The sequence below is a fragment of the Thalassolituus sp. ST750PaO-4 genome (genome assembly GCF_020320405.1).
In the GTDB taxonomy this organism is placed as follows: domain Bacteria; phylum Pseudomonadota; class Gammaproteobacteria; order Pseudomonadales; family Oceanobacteraceae; genus Venatoribacter; species Venatoribacter alkanivorans.
This window is the reverse complement of sequence record NZ_JABVCB010000005.1, coordinates 230,197-248,123: the sequence shown is the minus strand read 5'-3', so window position 1 is coordinate 248,123 and position 17,927 is coordinate 230,197. Positions and strand designations below refer to the sequence as shown.

Genomic DNA, 17,927 nt, shown 5'->3' with positions numbered 1-17,927 from the left:
CAAAGCACAGGCTTCAGCTCTGTGCTTTGCGTTTTCCCACAAGTATCTCCCGTCATTCTTTTTTATCTGTCATCCTGCCTGTGCTGCGGTGGAAGCTTCTTTTGCGTTTGGTTGCTTAAACACTGCGCATAATGCCGGCACCAGCAGCAGGCTGATGATGGTTGCGAACAGTACGCCGAACCCTAAAGAAGCCGCCATAGGTATCAGCAGTTTTGCCTGAATGCTGGTTTCGCTCAGTAAGGGTAATACTCCGGCAAAGGTTGTCAGCGAGGTCAGAAGAATCGGCCGGAAACGGCTGCTGCAGGCCTGTAGTAATGCTTCTGCTATTGGCAGCTTTTGCGCTTTTAACTGATTAAGCCGGTCGAGCAGCACCAGATTATCATTTACCACCACACCGCTGACGGCGACCATGCCGACATACGACCACAGGGTCAGGTCGAGCCCCAGTATCAGGTGTCCGACAACCGCACCGAGTAAACCAAAAGGAATGGCAAACAGCACCAGCAACGGCTGGGCATAAGATGCAAAGAGTACGGCCATCAGCAGGTACATCGCGATGATGGCGAGCAGATAATACTGCGCCAGTAGATCGAGAAAAAACTGTACTGCACGCTGATAACCGCCCACGTCCCAGCGCACACCGGGCAGGTCGTGCAGCAGGTTTTGTACAGCGCCCTGTTGCAGGGTCTTTTTAATTCTCTCGGCGTTATTCTGGCTGGGGTCGACATAGGCCGACACCATAACCACAGGTTCACGCATAAAATGGCGGATATAAGGGTTAACCGCCTGCTGGCTGTGTGTGGCTATATATTTCAGCGCTACCGTCTGGCCGGGTGCGGTTTCGACCGGCAGGTTATCCAGATACCAGGCGGATGCACGTTCTTCTGCAGTCAGGCTGGTGCGTACTTCCACTTCGTCATCGTTGTCGTAAAAACGCTGAATAGTGGTGCCATAAAAAGCCTGATTAACCTGTTGCAGAACCGGGCCGCGGTTGATGCCTGCGGCAATGGCTTCGTCGGTTAAGCGGATATCCAGTTGCTGGGCATTGTTATCCGGCTGGCGCTGCAGGCTGTAAATACCGGAGAAACGCTGCAGATAATCACTCAGGCGTTGTGCTGCAGTATTTAATGCCTGTTGATCGCTGCCGGAAAATTCAATCTGAATATCGGCCTTGGAAGGGTTTACCGTGGCGCTGTATTCCACGTTATCGACACCGGTTATGGCGCCGCTTTCAGCCCGCCACCAACGGATCATATCCTGGCCGCTGAAAGCCCGGCTGTTTGCCGCCGGTAATTCCAGCATTATCTGCCCGGTATGGTCGGCACGGGCATAGACTTTCTGGTTGGATGGCAGGGTGTTGGGCGCGACCACCTGATAAATCCGACGGATCATTTCACCTTCGGCATAACCCGCGCTGGTTTCGACTTTACGGGCGGCAACCGCGAGCTTCTGCAGTGCCTTTTGGGTTGCCTCGCGTGGCGATCCTTGCGGAAAAGTAACTTTGGCTGTGACGACATTGCCTTCTATTTCGGAAAATAATGCCGATTTAATCCAGCCCTGACTAATCAGTAATAACGTCAGTATAAAAGCGGCGGTAAAGACGGCGATAACCGGGTAAGGATTGTGCACAATCCGCCGTAGCAGAGGCAGATAATAATGCCCGACAACCTGTTGTAAAAAGCGGCTGAAGTATTGCTGCAGGCGATGGGGCTTTGTCGCCTTGGCAGGCGTATGGCTGAGATGCGCGGGCAGAATACAAAGCGACTCAAATAACGAAAATAACAGTGTGGTAATAACCACAATGGGGACTGCTTTTATCAGCATGCCTTCAGGGCCGGGGAGAAACAGCAGCGGCATAAAAGCAACCAGCGTAGTAATCACCGAAAATAATACCGGCTTATAAACATCCAGTGTGCCGGACAACGCTGCCTGTGTGCCATGCTCGCCAAGTTCCTGGCGGGCGAAAACAGCTTCGCCGACAACGACGGCATCATCAACGACAATGCCGAGTACCAGAATAAAAGCAAACAACGAGATAAAATTAACCGATGTTGATGTCAGTGGCAGAACAAACAGGGTGCCAATAAAGGATACCAGAATGCCCATGCTGACCCAGAACGACAGTCGTGCATTCAGAAATAACAACAGCACAATAAATAACAGCAATAAACCGCTGAGGGCATTGTCCAGCAGCAGGTTTAAACGCTCGCTGAAATTAACCGCTTCGTCCTGCCAGACGTAGTAACTGATATTGGCACTGGCCGGGTGTTGTTGCAGATAGGTATTTACCGCCGCCGATATGGCGGTAATGTCATCGTTGCCACTGCGGTAAATATCCAGCGCCAGAGCGGGTTTACCATTCAGCAGCGCCAGTGCTGTGGCATCGGTACGGGTATCCTGAATGCTGGCAACATCGGCCAGGAGCAGGCGGTTACCGGCGCCATCGCTGGCAATCAATAAGTGCTCATAATCACTGGCAGAACGGAAATCACGGTCATTACCAATCAGTATGTCACCGTCGCCGGTTTCCAGCAGGCCACCGGCAGCCGGTGCTGCCTGTTGGATCAGCTGGCGGTTAATTTGTTGCAGCTGCAGTGGGTAGCGGTAGAGATCGGCCAGCGAAAACTGAATGCGTATTTCGGGCTTTTCCCGGTCCTGAATTTCTGCTGTTGAAACGGCGGGTAAGGCCAGCAGCTCACGACGTAAACTTTGTGCGCTGCTGAGCAGGTTGGCATAGCTTTCATCACCGCTGACAATAATACGCAGCGCGCGGTTACGTACCTGAAGAATCTGAATATCGGGCGCTTCGGCCTGCGCGGGCAGTAACGCCGGGTCTGCAAGGCGGCTGCGGATTTCGGCCAGCAGAGCATTGGCATCGTAGCCTTCGGCGATATCCAGCGTAAGGCTGCATAAACCGGGATACGACCAGGAAATTAATTCTTCGCCACCGGCAATATCGTGGATAGCATTTTCCAGTGGTGTGCAGAGTGATTGTTCTGTGGTGCTGACCGAGGCACCGGGATAAAGCACCTGAATACTGATGCGGTCGAGTTCAACATTGGGAATTAATTCCTGCTGCAGGCGCGGTACGGCCAGCAGTCCCAGAACCAGAATACAGAGCATGGCCAGATTAGCGGCCACGCGATGGGTGATAAACCAGCGGATTACTGCACTCATGGTTGCCTCATTCTCCGGCCGCCGTGGCCAGTTGCTCTCTGCTGCCGGTATTAACCGGAATAATCTGGCTGCCGGGCAGCAGGGCGTGACGGCTGCTGTTAACCAGCAGAACCGGTGTTGAAAATTTATTACGCAGATACAGCTGATCTTTACCCGCATACAACAGATTGGCATTTACATCGTGCAGCAGGTGTTGCTGATCAACCATTAATAAATGATTACCGGCCTGCAGAGCTGAGCGTGGAATACGACTGATGCCGGTAATGACCGGACTGAGAATTTCGGCTTCAACAAAGGTGCCGGGCAACAGTGGCGTTATATCCGCAGAATATTGTGGCCGGGCCAGCAGAATAATTTGCTGAAAGGCATCACGGCCGGCTTCGCTGCCGGTAATCTGCGCTGGTATTTTTGTACCGCCTGCTGTTGTCAGGGTGACTGCCGGCGATGGATTTTCTGTACCCGGACGGATGCCTAATAACTGTGCTTCATGATCGCTGACCGGCAAGCGGATTTCCTGCCAGTTATCGTCATAAATAACCCCCAGAACCATCGCCGGAGAAACCTGCTGCCCTGGCTGTATGCTGGCGCGGGCAATACGTCCGCTGACCGCCGCATATATACGTGTGTCACGCAGTTGCTGTTGTGCGTATTGCAGAGCGGCGCGGGCCGCAGCAACCTGGCTGTTGGCCATGCGCAGATGCGGAATATAACGGGCAAAATCATTTTCGCTGGCCTGCTGGCGTGCCACTTCAGCCTGAGCGCGGATTTCTTCCAGCTGCAGCAGGCGGCTGTCGAGGTTGGCCTGGTGCTGGCGAACCTCCAGCTCGTAAGGTGCGGCATCAATACTCAGCAGCAGTTCGCCCTGTTGTACCTGCTGACCATTAATAAAATGCTCGCTGACGTATTGCACCTGCCCCTGCACCTGACTGCTCAGGTAAAACTCCCGCGCCATACGGACATGCCCCTGGCTGTGTACCGGAATGGTTATATCCTGCGCGACAACGCTGATAACCGGTACGCTTGGTGCCATGCTGGCAGGCGTTTGTGTGGCCGGCAGCGGTGCCTGTAGTACCAATAATGCTGCGATTAATAACAGGGCCAGAACCGCGGTCAGCCAGACTGCAATATGGCGGATCTTGTGCGGACGTCTGTTATCTGTGCTGCTGGCAGAAAATACATCAGGCATAGCTCAGCTCCTGCAATGACTGTTGCCACAGCTGCAGGCAGCGCTGCTGTGTTTCCTGCGCCAGAGCAATTGAAGGGTGAAATTTAAGTGCCACTGTCAGTTGCCCGTTGCACTCAGTCACACCGGTGGCAATCGGATAATTCGCGCTGCCGGCACCGCAGACACCAACAACACTGTGCGGATGCTGTGGCAGTGACCAGTCTCCCAGATAGCTGAACGAGCCAAGATAAAACTGCGAACCGCTGATGCGCCGGTAAATAAAGCGCACCCCGGTTTTACCAATCCAGCGGCCAATATGAGCCATCTTCCATAACCACCAATGTTCTCTGGCGACCAGCTTTGCTTTTACCTGTGCATGAATGTGTCCGGCACTGCTGTGTTCGTCCAGTGCCAGATAAAAACCGGACGATAAATTACTCTGTGCCGGCCCGCTGACAGCGCCACGGACATTCACCGGATAAAACCACCAGGCGCGGCTTCCCGGTTGCAGGCAGACGGAAAAAATAACCTTATTCAGACAGGCAAAGGTAAGGCTTGCCAGAGAGACTCCCCGTGCAGCTGCCACTTTTTTTAAGCGGCTGACGGTGGTTGTGTTAAGCACGGTAAATTCAGGTTCTGTAACAGCCGTGGCTGTTTCGCCGGTTTTTGTTGCACTGGCTTTTTCCAGTGTACGGTTTTCGGTGTGCGGTCTTTGCGTTGCCGCCGTACCTTATTCAGGGTTTGCCAGAAACCGGGCTCGGTCAGGTCGCGGCAGCGTGGCAGTGAACTGGCCGGATAGCCCAGTTGCTCGCGTACATTAGCCAGCATACCAATGCCATCGGTATCACGGTGGCGGAAATGATGCCACTGCGTCTGCTGCTCCTGACTGTTGTGTATAAAACAGTGAATACGGTCGGAAATTCCTTGCTCTTCCCGTACTTCGTACCACTGGGCAATATAATCTTTGCGCATAAATTCCCTGTTAAAGACGGCTGATTTCCGGATATTGCAGGCGGGTTAAATCCAGCTTCTGCACCAGTTCTGGTTGATAGGTAGCAATAAAATTCCGGCTTTTTAAGGCGTGCCCGGGATGCCGGCGGACGATTTTTAACAGCGGGTCACGGCTGTCAAAACCGCAGGCCAGAGCCAGGGCATTACGTTGCTGTGCTGTTTTCCGCAGGGTGCGTAATAACCGCGCAAAGCGCCGGGGATCATTATTTTTAACCACCACGCTGTGCAGCATCTGATAATGATTGAGCGAATTAACGGCAGGTAATGCCAGGTGTCCGGTCAGCCAGGTAAGGCTGTTATAGAATGGCCGCAAATGATGCAGTAGCGGTGCGTAGCCACTGATCCGGGTCTGTTTAAAATCCTTCTGATCCCACAGACCAGCCAGCGCCGTAATTTCCCCATGCTCACGCAGAATAAAAAAATCACTGATTTTAATATTGCGGTAGTACGGATCATCGCTGCCGATACGCGAGAAATCGTAACAGGGGTAAAATTGTTTACTGGCGGCTTCGCGGTCAAAAAATGCCTGCATCTCGGCAATATCTTCCGTTCTGGCCGGATGGGTTAACGGATCATCCGCGATATTTTTTTTCCGCCGCAGGCTGATCAGCCAGGTGGTAAACATTCCGGCAGGAAGATATTGCGGCAGTGTATTGCGGCCGCTGCCAACGGTGCTCAGTGAGGCACGGTTTTCGTCGAGAATAACGGTCTGCATCCACTCGTTCTGCATTTGCTGACGATAGGTGCCGAATAAGCGGTACAGAGTACGGCCACCCTGAAAATCCGGGTGAATACGCAGATCACTGCCATAACGAACCGACGTTGGCTGGCCATTAATAAATACCCGGCGCTGGCCGATACTGAACGTACCGATAATGCCATGACCGGGTTTTTCCATAACCCAGATTTCCGGTCGCTGGCTACTGACTGCCGCGGCATAAAAATAATCAGGATTACGCTCAAAGGTCAGACGGATGCTTCCCTGTTGGGCGGTTGCGGCCAGCAATTTCAGTAAGCCGGCCGAATCCTGAGTACAGGCCGGCCGGATGCAATAGCTGCTCACGCGATGGCTCCACTTTCCGCCAGACTGTGTTCCGGCAGAGTATTCAGCAACTCGCTGGCGGCAGGGCAAAGTAATAACGGTTCTACTTTAATATTGCCGGCCACTGCACCACTCTGCAGCCGCAGGTGAGTATAAGTTGCCATGGCGTTGTCGCTGATGATTACGCGTGCCGGATTCAGCTGGCCGAGTTCGCGGGCGAGCTTATAGTGGAAATGTTCCTGCAATAAAGCTTCAAGCCGCTGCTGGGCTTCTGTCTGCAGCTCCTGACCACCACTGGCCAGCAGTACGTAGGTTGGACGGTGGTTACCCTGTTCCGCCGGTACGGCCAGTAATGACACCGGTTGCAGTGGCAGGGCGGCAGTCAGGGTGCTGAATATATTCAGCACCGCTTGCGGAGACATTTTTTCGCCGACCATATCGGTGCCGGATAAACGGCTGATAAAACGCAGGGTCGGGCATTGATTAATAAAACCATCAACCAGCAGCCGGTCTTTGGTGCGGTAACGTAACAGGCCGCTGGCGGTGGTAATCACCGGGCGAACCTGCATACCGGGCTCCAGTTCCCAGCTGAATAAAATCTGTTTGTTGGCCAGATTTTCAAACTCGTAGAAATGACTTTCCAGCGCCAGCGGATATTGCTGACCATAAGGAATGGTCACTACACCTTCGGTGGCCCATAAGCCTTTTCCCTGAAAATCACTGTGGCTGAATAACTGCTGCAGTTGTCTGGCCCAGGGTTCGGATGATGATGTATCCCAGGCGCTGATCAACGCCAGTTCAGGCCATAATTTCCGGGTGATGGTGGCGTTTATTCTGCCGTTCCAGTTACGCAGCAATGCAGCATTAATACGATTGCGCGGAGCGCTTAAATGTCCGAGGCTGGTTTTCTGTTCTCCCCAGCGACCCTGTTCCAGAACCTGGGCAACGGCCATGCGTTGCTGTCCTAATTGCTCCAGCAGGCTGAGCAGAAAGGTGGGGCTCCAGACAGACATCAGGGTGAGATCGCGGGCTGCGCATAAATAACAAAGCGATGCGAACAGTGATAATTCTGAGCTTGGTGCCAGCGACACCGCCTGCGGCACGGCCATGGTGCGGTTCATAAATAAACGCTTCCACCACGGCAGTAACTGCAGATCGTCATTAACGCTGTTGGCAACACTGCGTAATTCGCCCGGCACCCATGACAATGACCAGTAATGCCGGCCTTTACGGATGGCGGGATAACGGCTGTACAGGTCGGCCATCCACGGATTAATGGCCTGATCGAGTTCGCGCAGGAATTCCGGGGTATAGGGAATCCATTTAATTTGCGCCGTTGAGCCACTGGTTGGCTGATAACGCTGGCACGTCTCTGTCGTCAGAATAAATTCACCGGAACTGCGCTGGCGGTTAATGGCATTCTGCCAGTCTTCATAATCGCTTAATGGTACTCGCTGGCGAAATTCTTCAATGTTGGTTGCCAGCGTAAGGCCGCGCTGATAACCGCTGTCTGAGCCGGATACAACCGCCATAATGCTCTGAAAGCGTGCCAGCTGCGCCGCTTTCAGTGTATGACTGGCGCGCATAAAACGTTGCTGACCATAGCGGCTCAGACGATAGGAAATCTGATGCAGTAAGCGGGTAGAAATATTCATAATGACTCCTTACTGCAGTGTGCTGCGCCGGCTGCCGAGCTGTTTACGGAAAAAGCCGATAAAGGTTCGGCTGCAGACTTCACCGACGCAGGGCAGCTCAGTACCGCGGCGCCAGGATGGATTGGTGTCATCAAAAAAGCGGATCTTTGCATTGGCTTCACGCATGCAATCCGTAATGTCGGCAACATCCCCTTTCAGGTGCTGGGAGTGATCACCAAAATCCAGCAGGCGATTATTACGGTCGTAATAATCGGGAAATAATTTTTCGCAGTACTGGTCGATAACACCGACCAGACTTTTATCGCGGTTATGGTGATTGGGGTAATGGCGAACAAAGTTATTGGCCAGAAGCAGGTAGGTTTTATAACCTTTGGAAATCAGCAACCAGAAAACCCGGGTGCCGGGGCGGGTTAATTTCAGCTTCAGCATCCGTAATGCAAACGCCTGCTGTAGCGCTTTATTTCCCCAGTAATCTTTTTCCAGAATGGTATCTCCACTGAATACGCCAATGGCTTTTCCGTTGCCATAATTCAGCGCCACTTCGGTCCAGGTGCTGAAACCGACCACCCGGTTTCCGGCTTTTTCTGCCAGCAGAAATACGCCGCTTTTACGGTTCATATCCTGGACAAAGGTTTCCAGATCGGTATTGGCGTAATAACGGGAAAATACCCGGTACATATCGCGCAGATGTTTAACTGAAATCTGCTCCAGTGGCAGAAAACGACAGGTTAATGCTCTTTTATTCTGAGTCATTGAAATCCATTCCTTATTCAGGGCAAAACAAATCCGCATCGCCGGATAGCGGCAATGTCAGGTCGGTTATTGTTTTATGCAATATAAGTACGATGGTGCCGTATATCGCGGAATGGCAGCGACTATTCGCGTTGTGGCAGGGTCTGGAATGCAGTCATAGAGATCACCGTGAGAATAAGTTTTTATAATTACCCGCTCTTATTGGCGGATTTAATATTATTTTTATTGTGGCCATTTTTATTCTGGCCTCTGAGGAATGCAGACACTCAGTTTTCGGGGCCTGTTAACCTGGATAAGTTCAGGCGCTCGGATTGAAACATAAGCGCGCTCTTTGGGTTAGTGCAATATATATTAAAAGAAATAGTTGGCACGAATTGCCCTTATATTTAAGGGTTTGTGGCTATTATATGGTACGGATGTTTTATGTTTTTAATAGATTTATAGGAAGACGCAGGCAGATATAAAATATTTCTGATTATTTATTTTTGCGTTTTATTCATTGGTATTTTTCTTCAAGTCTGCTGATTACGTCCTGAGTGACGCGCAGGCTCTCCAGCAAGTCCAGTAAGTTATATTCCAGATTCACATTCAGGTGCGTTGCCTGGCCGCCAAAGAAATCCGGGTTTTTTCCCTGAAACTGCAAACCTAAATTCAGTGCGCCGTCGGGCTGATACTGAATATTGGATTGCAGCTTGTCGTAGTTGAAGTTCTGCAGTAATTGCATGGCCAGGCCAACGGTCTGGTCAGATTGCTGCAGTGCTGCGGAGGTGGCGTTCTGGTAGCGGATAACGCCGCCGGGGTCGCGGGCAAATAAACTGCCGCCGGGAATCTGCGGGCCTTCTTTGGTTAAAACTATCGGCAGTACACCGTCGAGGGTGCCGGTTGCCTGAACTTCAGCCTTGGCTTCCAGCGCGGCTATCTGTGCCAGCTGAATATGGTCCAGCTCAATACCAAAGGCATTGATGTCTTTGCGTGTATCAAAGCGGATTAATGGAGTATGAACGCGGCCGCCGAGTACATCGGTGTGCATTTCATAAATCTCGGCCAGCGCATAAGAAAAATCGGCCGGTATACGCGTCTGGCTGCGCGCCAGTATGTCTTTTAATTCGATACCTGGGTTCAGGCTTTTGCCGCTGATCTGGGCGTCGAGTAAATAGTCGCCGCTGAATGGCCGGCGCAGGGCAATTAAGGCATTCCATTGTTCAAGGCCGATGCTGTTGTCGTAAACGGCGCTGATGTTGTCGCTGCGCAGCATCAGGTCGGGTTTGATCTGCCAGGTGTTAGCGGTTTGTTGCCAGTCAATCCAGCCTTGTCCGGCCAGTGCACCATTTAAAAATTCGAGTTTGGTCAGCGCCGTCATTTCCGGCAGGTTGAGTTTGTCCCAGTTGAGCGCCAGGTCATCGAGGTGCCACTGCATACTGCCTCGCTGTTGCAGCAGGTCGTGCTGTAATTGCATCCGCAGGTGCAGTTGGTTACCGGCGCCACTGAGCTGCAGCTCGCCGTTAAGTTGTTGCTGCGGCTTGCCGTTCTGCTGATCGTCCTGCAATGAATACAGCAGTTTTATCGGCCCTTTGGCGCTGAGATCGGGAACCGGCCAGCCCTGCCAGCGCGATTTGGCCAGTTGCAGGCTGATATCACACTGGCCGCTGAACACACTTCGCAGGGCAACCAGCAACGAGCTGCCGGGCGCTGGCTGACAGCTGAATTCGCTGGTCTGTAATTGCAGGAAACTATCTGCCCCGTGCTGTATGTGCCAGGGCTTAATGGTCAGCCGCAGCGGGTCGCTGTGCAGGCGGTTGTTATTATTACTGTTGCCGTTTTCGTTGCTGTGCAGATTGCCATTGATATACAGCGTGGGCAGCAGCTGAAATTCCAGCATTGGTAATTGCCAGCCTTCGGGTTCTGTCAGCTGCAGCCTGTTGCTGATGCCGGGAATGCTGCTCAGCTGCCAGTCGCCACTGGCGTCGAGGAGGGCGATCAGTTCGCCCTGACTGTGAAGGCTTTGCAGTGGCAGAGCCGGATCTTTGGCACTGATATCAAGCGCCAGCGGCAGCACCAGGCTGAGAGCGCTGCCTTGTTGCCAGTTCAGCGCCGGGGTCAGGTTCAGGCTGGCGAGTAACTGCTCACTTTTTTTGCCGTGCAGCAGGTTCTTCAGCTGGCCTTCGGCTTCGCAGCTGCTGAGTTTGGCGTTGCAGTAGCCACTGAACTGCTGGCTGCTGCTGAGGGTAAACAACTGATCGCCGCCTGCCGCTGGCAGCAGATCGGTGAACTGCAGTTGCTGGTTGTTGCTCTGCAACTGCCATTGCCAGTCGGCGGCTGGGTTTTCTTTATTCAGGGTTAAGTGCCAGCTGCCGTTTTGCCAGTGCATATTGTCAGCCAGTTGCTGGCGGCGGGTATCGAAGCCGGCACTCAGGTTGATGCTCAGATCCTGTGGCAGGTAGGCGCGGTTCGGTAATTGCAGCCCGGCATTGAGTTGCATCCGGTTAAGGGGCAAGGGCAGCCCGCTGAGCTGAGGTAAGCGTTCACTCAGGGCGGCAAAGTCGAGGCGCTGATCCAGCGTCAGGCGGGTATTGTCGGCGTCCTGTTCAATATGGCCATACTGCTGCAACAGTAATTGGCTCTGTTCCGAAACCAGCAGCAGCCAGTCGCCACTGCGTTGTAATTGCAGTTCGATCTGCCACGGCAGCGGCAGATTATCCAGCTGAGCACTGCCATGAATACGCCACTGCTGCGGGGTCAGGCTGGCGCTGAGTTCGGCCACCGCGGCGGGATGTTGCAGCACAATATGGTCAATGCTGACCTGTTCCAGTGGCAGTTGCAGCCACTGGCTGAATTGTGGAATTTCCAGCAGCTGGTGCAACTGTTCACGTGCGGCATTACCGGCATTCTGTGCGGCTACCGCAGCGACTTTGCGCGCACTTTCATCGGGCAGGCTGACGTGTAATTCGGCAATACTGAGGGTTTTCAGCCGGCCCTGCAGTAATTGCGACGGGCGGTAGCGCAGATCAAGATCGGTGAGCTGAATCAGGCTGCCATCGGCCAGAGGCAGCTGCAGTTTAGTCAGCTGAAAACGCTGCCAGCTGAAGGTGTCGATCTGCACCACCACGCTGCTGCCAGGGGCGGCAGCATCGGCCAGAAGATCCGGCAACCAGCGGTTCAGGGCGGGTTTGAGCAGTGTCGGTAAGGCAGCCAGCAGGACAATAATAAGAACAATGGCGGCGAGCAGAATCAGCAGCAGGCGCGCCAGCAGTTTGGGCAGGCGGACAGACGTCAGCCACGCCCGCAGGCGTGACAGCAATCCTTTGCCAGGCACGTGCATTGCCGTTATTTAGCCTTGATGGCCTGAACGCCGTTCTGGGTGCCAAGCAGCAATACGTCGGCCGGACGCAGGGCAAACAGACCGTTGGTGACCACACCGGTAATCTGGTTGATTTTGCTTTCCAGCTCGATGGCAGAGGCGATGCTGAAGTTATGCACATCCAGAATGCAGTTGCCGTTATCGGTAATTACACTTTCGCGGTAAACCGGATCGCCGCCCAGCTTAACCAGTTCACGGGCCACATAAGAGCGTGCCATCGGAATTACTTCTACCGGCAGCGGGAAAGCGCCTAAGCGGTTCACCAGTTTGGTTTCATCGGCGATGCAGATAAATTCTTTGGCGACCGCAGCAACGATTTTTTCGCGGGTTAACGCCGCACCACCGCCTTTGATCATTTCCAGGTGCTCGTTGATTTCGTCGGCACCGTCGATATAAAAGTCGAGGTTGCTGACGCTGTTCAGGTCGTACACCGGAATGCCGTGATCACGCAGACGCTGGGCTGAAGCTTCAGAACTGGCAACCGCACCGTCAAACAAGTGTTTGTGTTCGGCCAGGGCATCAATAAAGCAGTTGGCGGTAGAGCCTGTGCCAACACCGACAATGCTGTCGTCGTCGAGATGAGGGCGGATATAGTCGGCGGCGGCGATACCTGTGGCGCGTTTCAGTTCGTCTTGTGTCATGATGGCAGCTCGGGCTTATGATGTGTCAGATGCAGCGAATTATATGCGCTGATGCGTTACAATGCTCACCTCTGAGTGCTTCCCGCACCGATTTTTTCAGTCTGTTTGGAATCCCCGGCATGCTTAACGATTACCTGAAGAAAATTCTCGCCGCCCGCGTTTACGATGTTGCTGTCGAATCGCCGCTGCATATTGCCCCCTTCCTGAGCGAACGGCTGGGCAACCGAATTTGGGTAAAACGTGAAGATCAGCAGGCGGTGTACTCATTTAAGCTGCGTGGCGCCTACAACAAAGTGGTGCAGCTGACGGAAGAAGAAAAAGCCAAAGGGGTGGTTGCGGCATCCGCCGGTAACCACGCGCAGGGACTGGCACTGGCGGCACAGAAACTGGGCATTAAAGCTACCATCGTCATGCCGCGTACCACGCCCGATATTAAAGTGAAATCGGTTAAAGCCCGTGGTGCCAAAGTGGTACTGCAGGGCGATGCCTTTGACGATGCCTTTGCCTATTCGCAGAAGCTGGTTGAAGAAAAAGGCATGACTTACATCCATCCCTACGATGACCCGGAAGTGATTGCCGGTCAGGGCACTATTGGTATGGAAATCCTGCGTCAGCTCAGTGGCCCGGTGGATGCGATTTTTGTTCCGGTTGGTGGCGGTGGTCTGGCAGCCGGTGTGGCGGCTTATATCAAAGCGCTGCGCCCGGAAATTAAAGTGATTGGTGTTGAGAGCACCGAGTCCGCTTGTCTGGCGGCCGCGCTGGCAGCGAAAAAGCGCGTTACTCTGCCCCAGGTTGGCATTTTTGCCGACGGTGTGGCCGTGGCCCAGATCGGTAAAAACACCTGGGAAATCTGTAAAGATCATATCGACGAAGTGATCACCTGTACGCCGGACGAAATCTGCGCCGCCATTAAAGATGTGTTCGACGATACCCGTGCGGTATGTGAACCAGCCGGTGCATTAAGCATTGCCGGCGTTAAAAAGTACGTTGAGCGTGAAGGTTGTGAAGGACAGAACCTGGTGGCGATTTTAAGCGGTGCCAACGTTAACTTTGATCGGCTGCGTTATATCTCGGAAGTTGCAGAAATCGGTGAGGGCCGGGAAATCATTCTGGCAGTGACCATTCCCGAACAGCCTGGCAGCTTTCAGAAGTTCTGCAGCCTGATCGGCAAGCGCCCGATTACCGAATTTAATTACCGCTACAGCGATGACCATCAGGCGCAGATTTATGTCGGCGTTAAAGTTGGCGCTGAGCCCGGTGCGCGTCAGGCATTGCTGGATGAACTGCACGGTGATAATTATCCGGTGCTGGATATTACCGACGATGAAATGGCCAAATACCATATCCGCCATATGGTGGGTGGACACGCGCCGGCAGCCGTTAATGATGAACGGGTTTACCGTTTCGAATTTCCGGAGCGCCCGGGTGCACTGCTTAATTTCCTGCGCAAGCTGGGCAAGCACTTTAATATATCGCTGTTCCATTACCGTAACCACGGTGCAGCTTATGGCCGTGTTCTGGTTGGCTTGCAGGTTGCTGATGACCGTCAGCAGCAGCTGCACAGTTTTCTGGAAGAGCTGGGCTATGGTTATTGGGATGAAACCGATAATACGGCCTACCAGCTGTTTCTGCGTTAACTGCTTCTGTGTTAATCAAGCGAGCGGGCATTCATGCCTGTTATTCACAGAATAATGGCATGCCGGCACCTTGCTGCCGGCCTGTCCTGTGAGAACAATAGCGTTTTTGCATCTGCTGTATGTGTCGCCCGGAGATGGAGCTCAGCGGCACCTATAAACAATAATAAGAGACTTCATCATGCTGTTTGTTTTTCGTGCTGTCGTATTAACCGGCTATTTTCTGTTTGGCTGCACGCTTGGTCTGGTGCTGTGCATCATTCGTCCTTTCCATCGTAATAATACCCGCGACTGCGCCAAGATATTTTCTTTCGGCCGCTGGTTGCTGAACATTAAAATGACGGCGCTTAATCAATCACCGGTCGGAGATGGGCAGGCGATTTATGTCGGAAATCATCAGGACACACTGGACGTATTTATTTACCCGGGCATGTTGCCGGGTAATATCGCCATTTTAGGTAAAAGCAGTCTGCGTTTTATTCCGGTGTTTGGTTTGTTGTTCTGGCTTGCTGGTAATATTTTTATTAACAGAACCAATAAAGCCAAAGCCTGGGAAACAATGGCCACAGTAGCGCGCACGGTAAAAAAACGCGGTTGTGCGGTTTACATTTTTCCGGAAGGTACCCGTTCGCGTGGTAAGGGATTATTACCCTTTAAAAGCGGTGCCTTTGCGCTTGCCATTGAAGCCGGTTTACCTGTTGTGCCAATGGTGTACAGCAGTACGCATAAAAATATTGATCTGCACCGCTTCCATAGTGGTAAAGTGTTGGCGCGTTATCTGGAACCGATCAGTACCGAGGGTATGGGTGAGGACGATGTGAAGCGCCTTGCAGAGATGACCCGCGAACGGATGGCGCAGGCAATCGATGCTCTGGATGCGGAGCTGGCAGTAAAGTAGCAGGCAATTAATTAGTGGCCGCCTATACTGAATCCGATCCCGGATATTTGTGTTGGGGTGTGCAACTCATGAAACAGATTGTTATGTTCTGGCTGGTAATGATTACCGGCATTTCCGCCAGTGCAGAACAGGACGCCTGCCATTTATTTACCGCCAGTGGTAATGCCGAATATCCGCCTTACCTGTGGCGGTCGCCGCAAAATCCCGAAGTGTTAACCGGTGCAATCTCCGGCTTCTTACACAAAGTTTCAAAACAACTCGATATAAAAATCGATCTGCAATACAGCGGTCCCTGGGGCCGGACTCAGGAAGAAGTTGCGGCCGGACGTATCGATTTTATTGCCGGTGCCTTTTATACCGATGCCCGCTCTGAGCGCATGGATTACCTGCGCCCCGCCTTTCAGCTGACCCGTACCGTGGTGTGGGTTAATAATGAAAAACCCTTTGAGTTTAACCGCTGGGAAGATTTAATCGGCCGCCAGGGTGTTACTGTTATTCATAACAGCTTTGGTCAGGAGTTTGATGACTTTGCCCGCAAGCACCTCACCGTTCATCAGGTTGGCAGTCTGGAACAGGGACTGAAGATGCTGAATGGTCAGCGGGTTGATTATGTTTTGTATGAAGAGAATCCTGCCCGTGCCTACGCTGCGCGTAATGGCTATCTGAATATCCATCCATTAGCGCAGGAAATCAGCAGCGAGCCGCTGTATCTGACCCTGTCGAAAAAGTCAGCCTGTAATTCGCCGGAATTGCGTGCGCAGATAGAGAATGTACTGGTGCAGGCAAAAGAAGAAAACTGGATGCCGCCGCTGTTGCAGCAGGCCCAGTATCTGTGGGCAGAGCAGCATCTGAAATCGGCCGATACCGAATAATGCCTGAAGCTCTCAGGATACCTTGCGTACCGTTTCCTGGTTATCGTTAATGGTGTCCTGATAGGCACTGGTGGTGAGTGTCAGACGCTGCCCCTGATTCAGGTGAGTCGTGCAGGCGACACGCAGTAAGGAAGTAAAGTTACCGGTTTCGCCGCGGCGCTCCAGCACTTCACGATAGATACGGGTAATAAAAGTACCCAGTGTCAGCCCGGCATCGGCAGCGATCTGCTCCAGCAATTGCCAGAAGACAGCCTCCAGACGAATACTGGTGACGACGCCATCGATACGGATGGAACGGGTCTTCAGTTCAAACAGTTCCGGTTCGGCACCTGAATAAATTTCACACATGGAAAGCTTCCTGAGGCAATCAGTCCGGTGCCCATTATGTCGCGCAAAGGAAAGTGATTGCACCCTCCTTTACGCGCAGTCAGCATCATGCCGATTCTGACAGGTACTGGTTACTGCAGCAGGGCATTAAACTGCGCCAGCCACTGCGGGTGGGCAGGCCAGGCCGGAGCGGTAACGATGTTGCCGTCGGTAACAGCCTGATCGACGGCGATATCGGCATAGATGCCACCGGCCATGGTGACTTCCGGTGCACAGGCAGGGTAGGCCGAAATTTTGCGTTCGCGGATAACATCAGCAGCGGTCAGCAGCTGCGCGCCATGGCAAACCGCAGCAATGGGTTTGCCAGCGCTGGCGAAGTGTTTCACCAGTTCCAGCACGCGGCTGTTCAGGCGCAGGTATTCCGGCGCACGGCCACCGGGCAGCAGCAGGGCGTCGAATTCTTGTTCGTTAATGCTGGCGAAATCTGCATTCAGTACAAAATTATGGCCGGGCTTTTCGCTGTAGGTCTGGTCGCCTTCGAAGTCGTGGATCGCGGTACGGACACTGTCGCCGGACGCTTTATCCGGACATACCACGCTGACGCTGTGACCGACCATCTGCAATGCCTGAAACGGCACCATCAGTTCGTAATCTTCGACGTAATCGCCGGCAATAATGAGAATATTTGCCATGAGCGCTGCTCCGTATTGTTGTTGTGGAACAGCGAGTCTGGCGGATTGTAAGGAATGTTGGGTAACAGCGGATTACTACAGCAGCAAGTGAGTGATCAGAGACGCCCTTTGCTGAACTGTTCACGCGCGGCCTGTTTTTTCCGTTCGCTTTTACGCAGCAGTACGTAAAAAGCTCCGGCGCCGCCGTGATAGGGTTGCGCGGTGTGGTAGGCCTGAACTTCGTCCAGCTCCTCCAGCCAGTGCACCAGATAGCTTTTTAATACCGCCGGGTCGTTGATATTGCGGTCACCCTTGCCGGGCAGCACCAGAACACTGCGGATATCGTGCGCCATACAATCCTGAATAAAACGGTACAGCTCGCGCCGTGCTTCGTCGATGGTGCGGCGGTGCAGGTCGAGGCGGGCTTCGGTTTCATATTTACCCAGCCGCAGTTTGCGGAATACCCCATCCTGAATACCGGGACGTTTATAACCGATGACATCGTGCGGACCGACGCGTTTTACCTCGCTGGTCTGCAGGCGGTTACCATCCTGTTCTTCGGGCTGTTGCAGTGCCGCCTGACGGCGTGCCGCAGCACTGACCTGTGACGTCTCAGCCTTGCGCAGCTCGACCCGCTCTTTTGTTTGCAGTGGCTTAACGCCCTGCATTTCCTGCAGAAACAGCTGCTCTTCGGGATCGTTGTTGGTATCGCTCATGGTCTTC

Annotated in this window: 15 protein-coding genes; 3 read left to right on the top strand and 12 right to left on the bottom strand. The window is 53.2% G+C overall.

Annotation, left to right across the window (positions count from 1 at the left end; translation table 11 throughout):
* Window positions 1–69: 69 nt before the first annotated feature.
* From HUF18_RS03530 to rpiA, 9 genes are all read right to left on the bottom strand, one after another.
* Window positions 70–3,177: an efflux RND transporter permease subunit gene (locus tag HUF18_RS03530; RefSeq protein ID WP_225691164.1), complete on the bottom strand. Its 3,108-nt coding sequence runs from the start codon at window positions 3,175–3,177 to the stop codon at window positions 70–72.
* 7 nt (window positions 3,178–3,184) lie between these two features.
* Window positions 3,185–4,363: an efflux RND transporter periplasmic adaptor subunit gene (locus tag HUF18_RS03525; protein WP_225691163.1), complete on the bottom strand. Its 1,179-nt coding sequence runs from the start codon at window positions 4,361–4,363 to the stop codon at window positions 3,185–3,187.
* Window positions 4,356–4,964, bottom strand: a complete 609-nt coding sequence (locus HUF18_RS03520; protein WP_225691162.1) for a hypothetical protein — start codon at window positions 4,962–4,964, stop codon at window positions 4,356–4,358. Before HUF18_RS03520 ends, HUF18_RS03525 begins: the two co-directional genes overlap by 8 nt.
* Window positions 4,934–5,314 (bottom strand): hypothetical protein, encoded by a 381-nt coding sequence (locus HUF18_RS03515; RefSeq protein ID WP_225691161.1) that lies wholly within the window; start codon window positions 5,312–5,314, stop codon window positions 4,934–4,936. The genes HUF18_RS03520 and HUF18_RS03515 overlap by 31 nt, the downstream gene beginning before the upstream one ends.
* Before the next feature lie 10 nt (window positions 5,315–5,324).
* A complete protein-coding gene (locus HUF18_RS03510) occupies window positions 5,325–6,416 on the bottom strand; it encodes a GNAT family N-acetyltransferase (protein WP_225691160.1) in 1,092 nt (363 codons plus the stop codon).
* Entirely contained in the window at window positions 6,413–8,050 is a 1,638-nt protein-coding gene (locus HUF18_RS03505) for a GH3 family domain-containing protein (RefSeq protein ID WP_225691159.1), read from the bottom strand. The genes HUF18_RS03510 and HUF18_RS03505 overlap by 4 nt, the downstream gene beginning before the upstream one ends.
* Window positions 8,051–8,059: 9 nt before the next feature.
* Entirely contained in the window at window positions 8,060–8,803 is a 744-nt protein-coding gene (locus HUF18_RS03500) for a hypothetical protein (protein WP_225691158.1), read from the bottom strand.
* A 496-nt stretch (window positions 8,804–9,299) separates the two neighbouring features.
* Window positions 9,300–12,116: an intermembrane phospholipid transport protein YdbH family protein gene (locus tag HUF18_RS19755; RefSeq protein WP_225691157.1), complete on the bottom strand. Its 2,817-nt coding sequence runs from the start codon at window positions 12,114–12,116 to the stop codon at window positions 9,300–9,302.
* Between the two features lie 11 nt (window positions 12,117–12,127).
* Window positions 12,128–12,802, bottom strand: a complete 675-nt coding sequence (rpiA, locus tag HUF18_RS03490) for a ribose-5-phosphate isomerase RpiA (RefSeq protein WP_225691156.1) — start codon at window positions 12,800–12,802, stop codon at window positions 12,128–12,130.
* Between the two features lie 119 nt (window positions 12,803–12,921).
* On the opposite strand from rpiA, the gene ilvA reads away from it, so the two are divergent.
* From ilvA to HUF18_RS03475, 3 genes are all read left to right on the top strand, one after another.
* Window positions 12,922–14,439, top strand: coding sequence for a threonine ammonia-lyase, biosynthetic (ilvA, locus tag HUF18_RS03485; protein ID WP_225691155.1), 1,518 nt, complete (start codon window positions 12,922–12,924; stop codon window positions 14,437–14,439).
* Between the two features lie 178 nt (window positions 14,440–14,617).
* On the top strand, window positions 14,618–15,334 hold the full coding sequence (locus tag HUF18_RS03480; protein WP_225691154.1) for a 1-acylglycerol-3-phosphate O-acyltransferase: 717 nt from the start codon (window positions 14,618–14,620) through the stop codon (window positions 15,332–15,334).
* A 68-nt stretch (window positions 15,335–15,402) separates the two neighbouring features.
* Complete coding sequence (locus tag HUF18_RS03475) at window positions 15,403–16,206, top strand: substrate-binding periplasmic protein (protein ID WP_225691153.1); 804 nt, start codon at window positions 15,403–15,405, stop codon at window positions 16,204–16,206.
* Window positions 16,207–16,218: 12 nt separating this feature from the next.
* Here the strand turns inward: HUF18_RS03475 and HUF18_RS03470 are convergent, their stop codons facing one another.
* The 3 genes from HUF18_RS03470 to smrA all read right to left on the bottom strand — a co-directional run bounded on the left by HUF18_RS03470 (window position 16,219) and on the right by smrA (window position 17,920).
* A complete protein-coding gene (locus HUF18_RS03470) occupies window positions 16,219–16,554 on the bottom strand; it encodes a ribbon-helix-helix domain-containing protein (protein WP_145467691.1) in 336 nt (111 codons plus the stop codon).
* A gap of 110 nt (window positions 16,555–16,664) precedes the next feature.
* Window positions 16,665–17,225 carry a DJ-1/PfpI family protein gene (locus tag HUF18_RS03465; protein ID WP_145467693.1) on the bottom strand — a complete coding sequence of 187 codons (561 nt, stop codon included), beginning with the start codon at window positions 17,223–17,225 and terminating at the stop codon, window positions 16,665–16,667.
* Window positions 17,226–17,320: 95 nt separating this feature from the next.
* Window positions 17,321–17,920 carry a DNA endonuclease SmrA gene (gene smrA, locus HUF18_RS03460; protein WP_225691152.1) on the bottom strand — a complete coding sequence of 200 codons (600 nt, stop codon included), beginning with the start codon at window positions 17,918–17,920 and terminating at the stop codon, window positions 17,321–17,323.
* Window positions 17,921–17,927: the final 7 nt, after the last annotated feature.

Bases quoted from the DNA above. Each gene is read 5' to 3' on its own strand.
- HUF18_RS03465 (WP_145467693.1), bottom strand. From the start codon at position 17,225: ATGGCAAATATTCTCATTATTGCCGGCGATTACGTCGAAGATTACGAA.
- HUF18_RS03505 (WP_225691159.1), bottom strand. From the start codon at position 8,050: ATGAATATTTCTACCCGCTTACTGCATCAGATTTCCTATCGTCTGAGC.
- HUF18_RS03515 (WP_225691161.1), bottom strand. From the start codon at position 5,314: ATGCGCAAAGATTATATTGCCCAGTGGTACGAAGTACGGGAAGAGCAA.
- rpiA (WP_225691156.1), bottom strand. From the start codon at position 12,802: ATGACACAAGACGAACTGAAACGCGCCACAGGTATCGCCGCCGCCGAC.
- HUF18_RS03500 (WP_225691158.1), bottom strand. From the start codon at position 8,803: ATGACTCAGAATAAAAGAGCATTAACCTGTCGTTTTCTGCCACTGGAG.
- HUF18_RS03525 (WP_225691163.1), bottom strand. From the start codon at position 4,363: ATGCCTGATGTATTTTCTGCCAGCAGCACAGATAACAGACGTCCGCAC.
- smrA (WP_225691152.1), bottom strand. From the start codon at position 17,920: ATGAGCGATACCAACAACGATCCCGAAGAGCAGCTGTTTCTGCAGGAA.
- HUF18_RS03470 (WP_145467691.1), bottom strand. From the start codon at position 16,554: ATGTGTGAAATTTATTCAGGTGCCGAACCGGAACTGTTTGAACTGAAG.
- HUF18_RS03480 (WP_225691154.1), top strand. From the start codon at position 14,618: ATGCTGTTTGTTTTTCGTGCTGTCGTATTAACCGGCTATTTTCTGTTT.
- HUF18_RS03530 (WP_225691164.1), bottom strand. From the start codon at position 3,177: ATGAGTGCAGTAATCCGCTGGTTTATCACCCATCGCGTGGCCGCTAAT.
- ilvA (WP_225691155.1), top strand. From the start codon at position 12,922: ATGCTTAACGATTACCTGAAGAAAATTCTCGCCGCCCGCGTTTACGAT.
- HUF18_RS03475 (WP_225691153.1), top strand. From the start codon at position 15,403: ATGAAACAGATTGTTATGTTCTGGCTGGTAATGATTACCGGCATTTCC.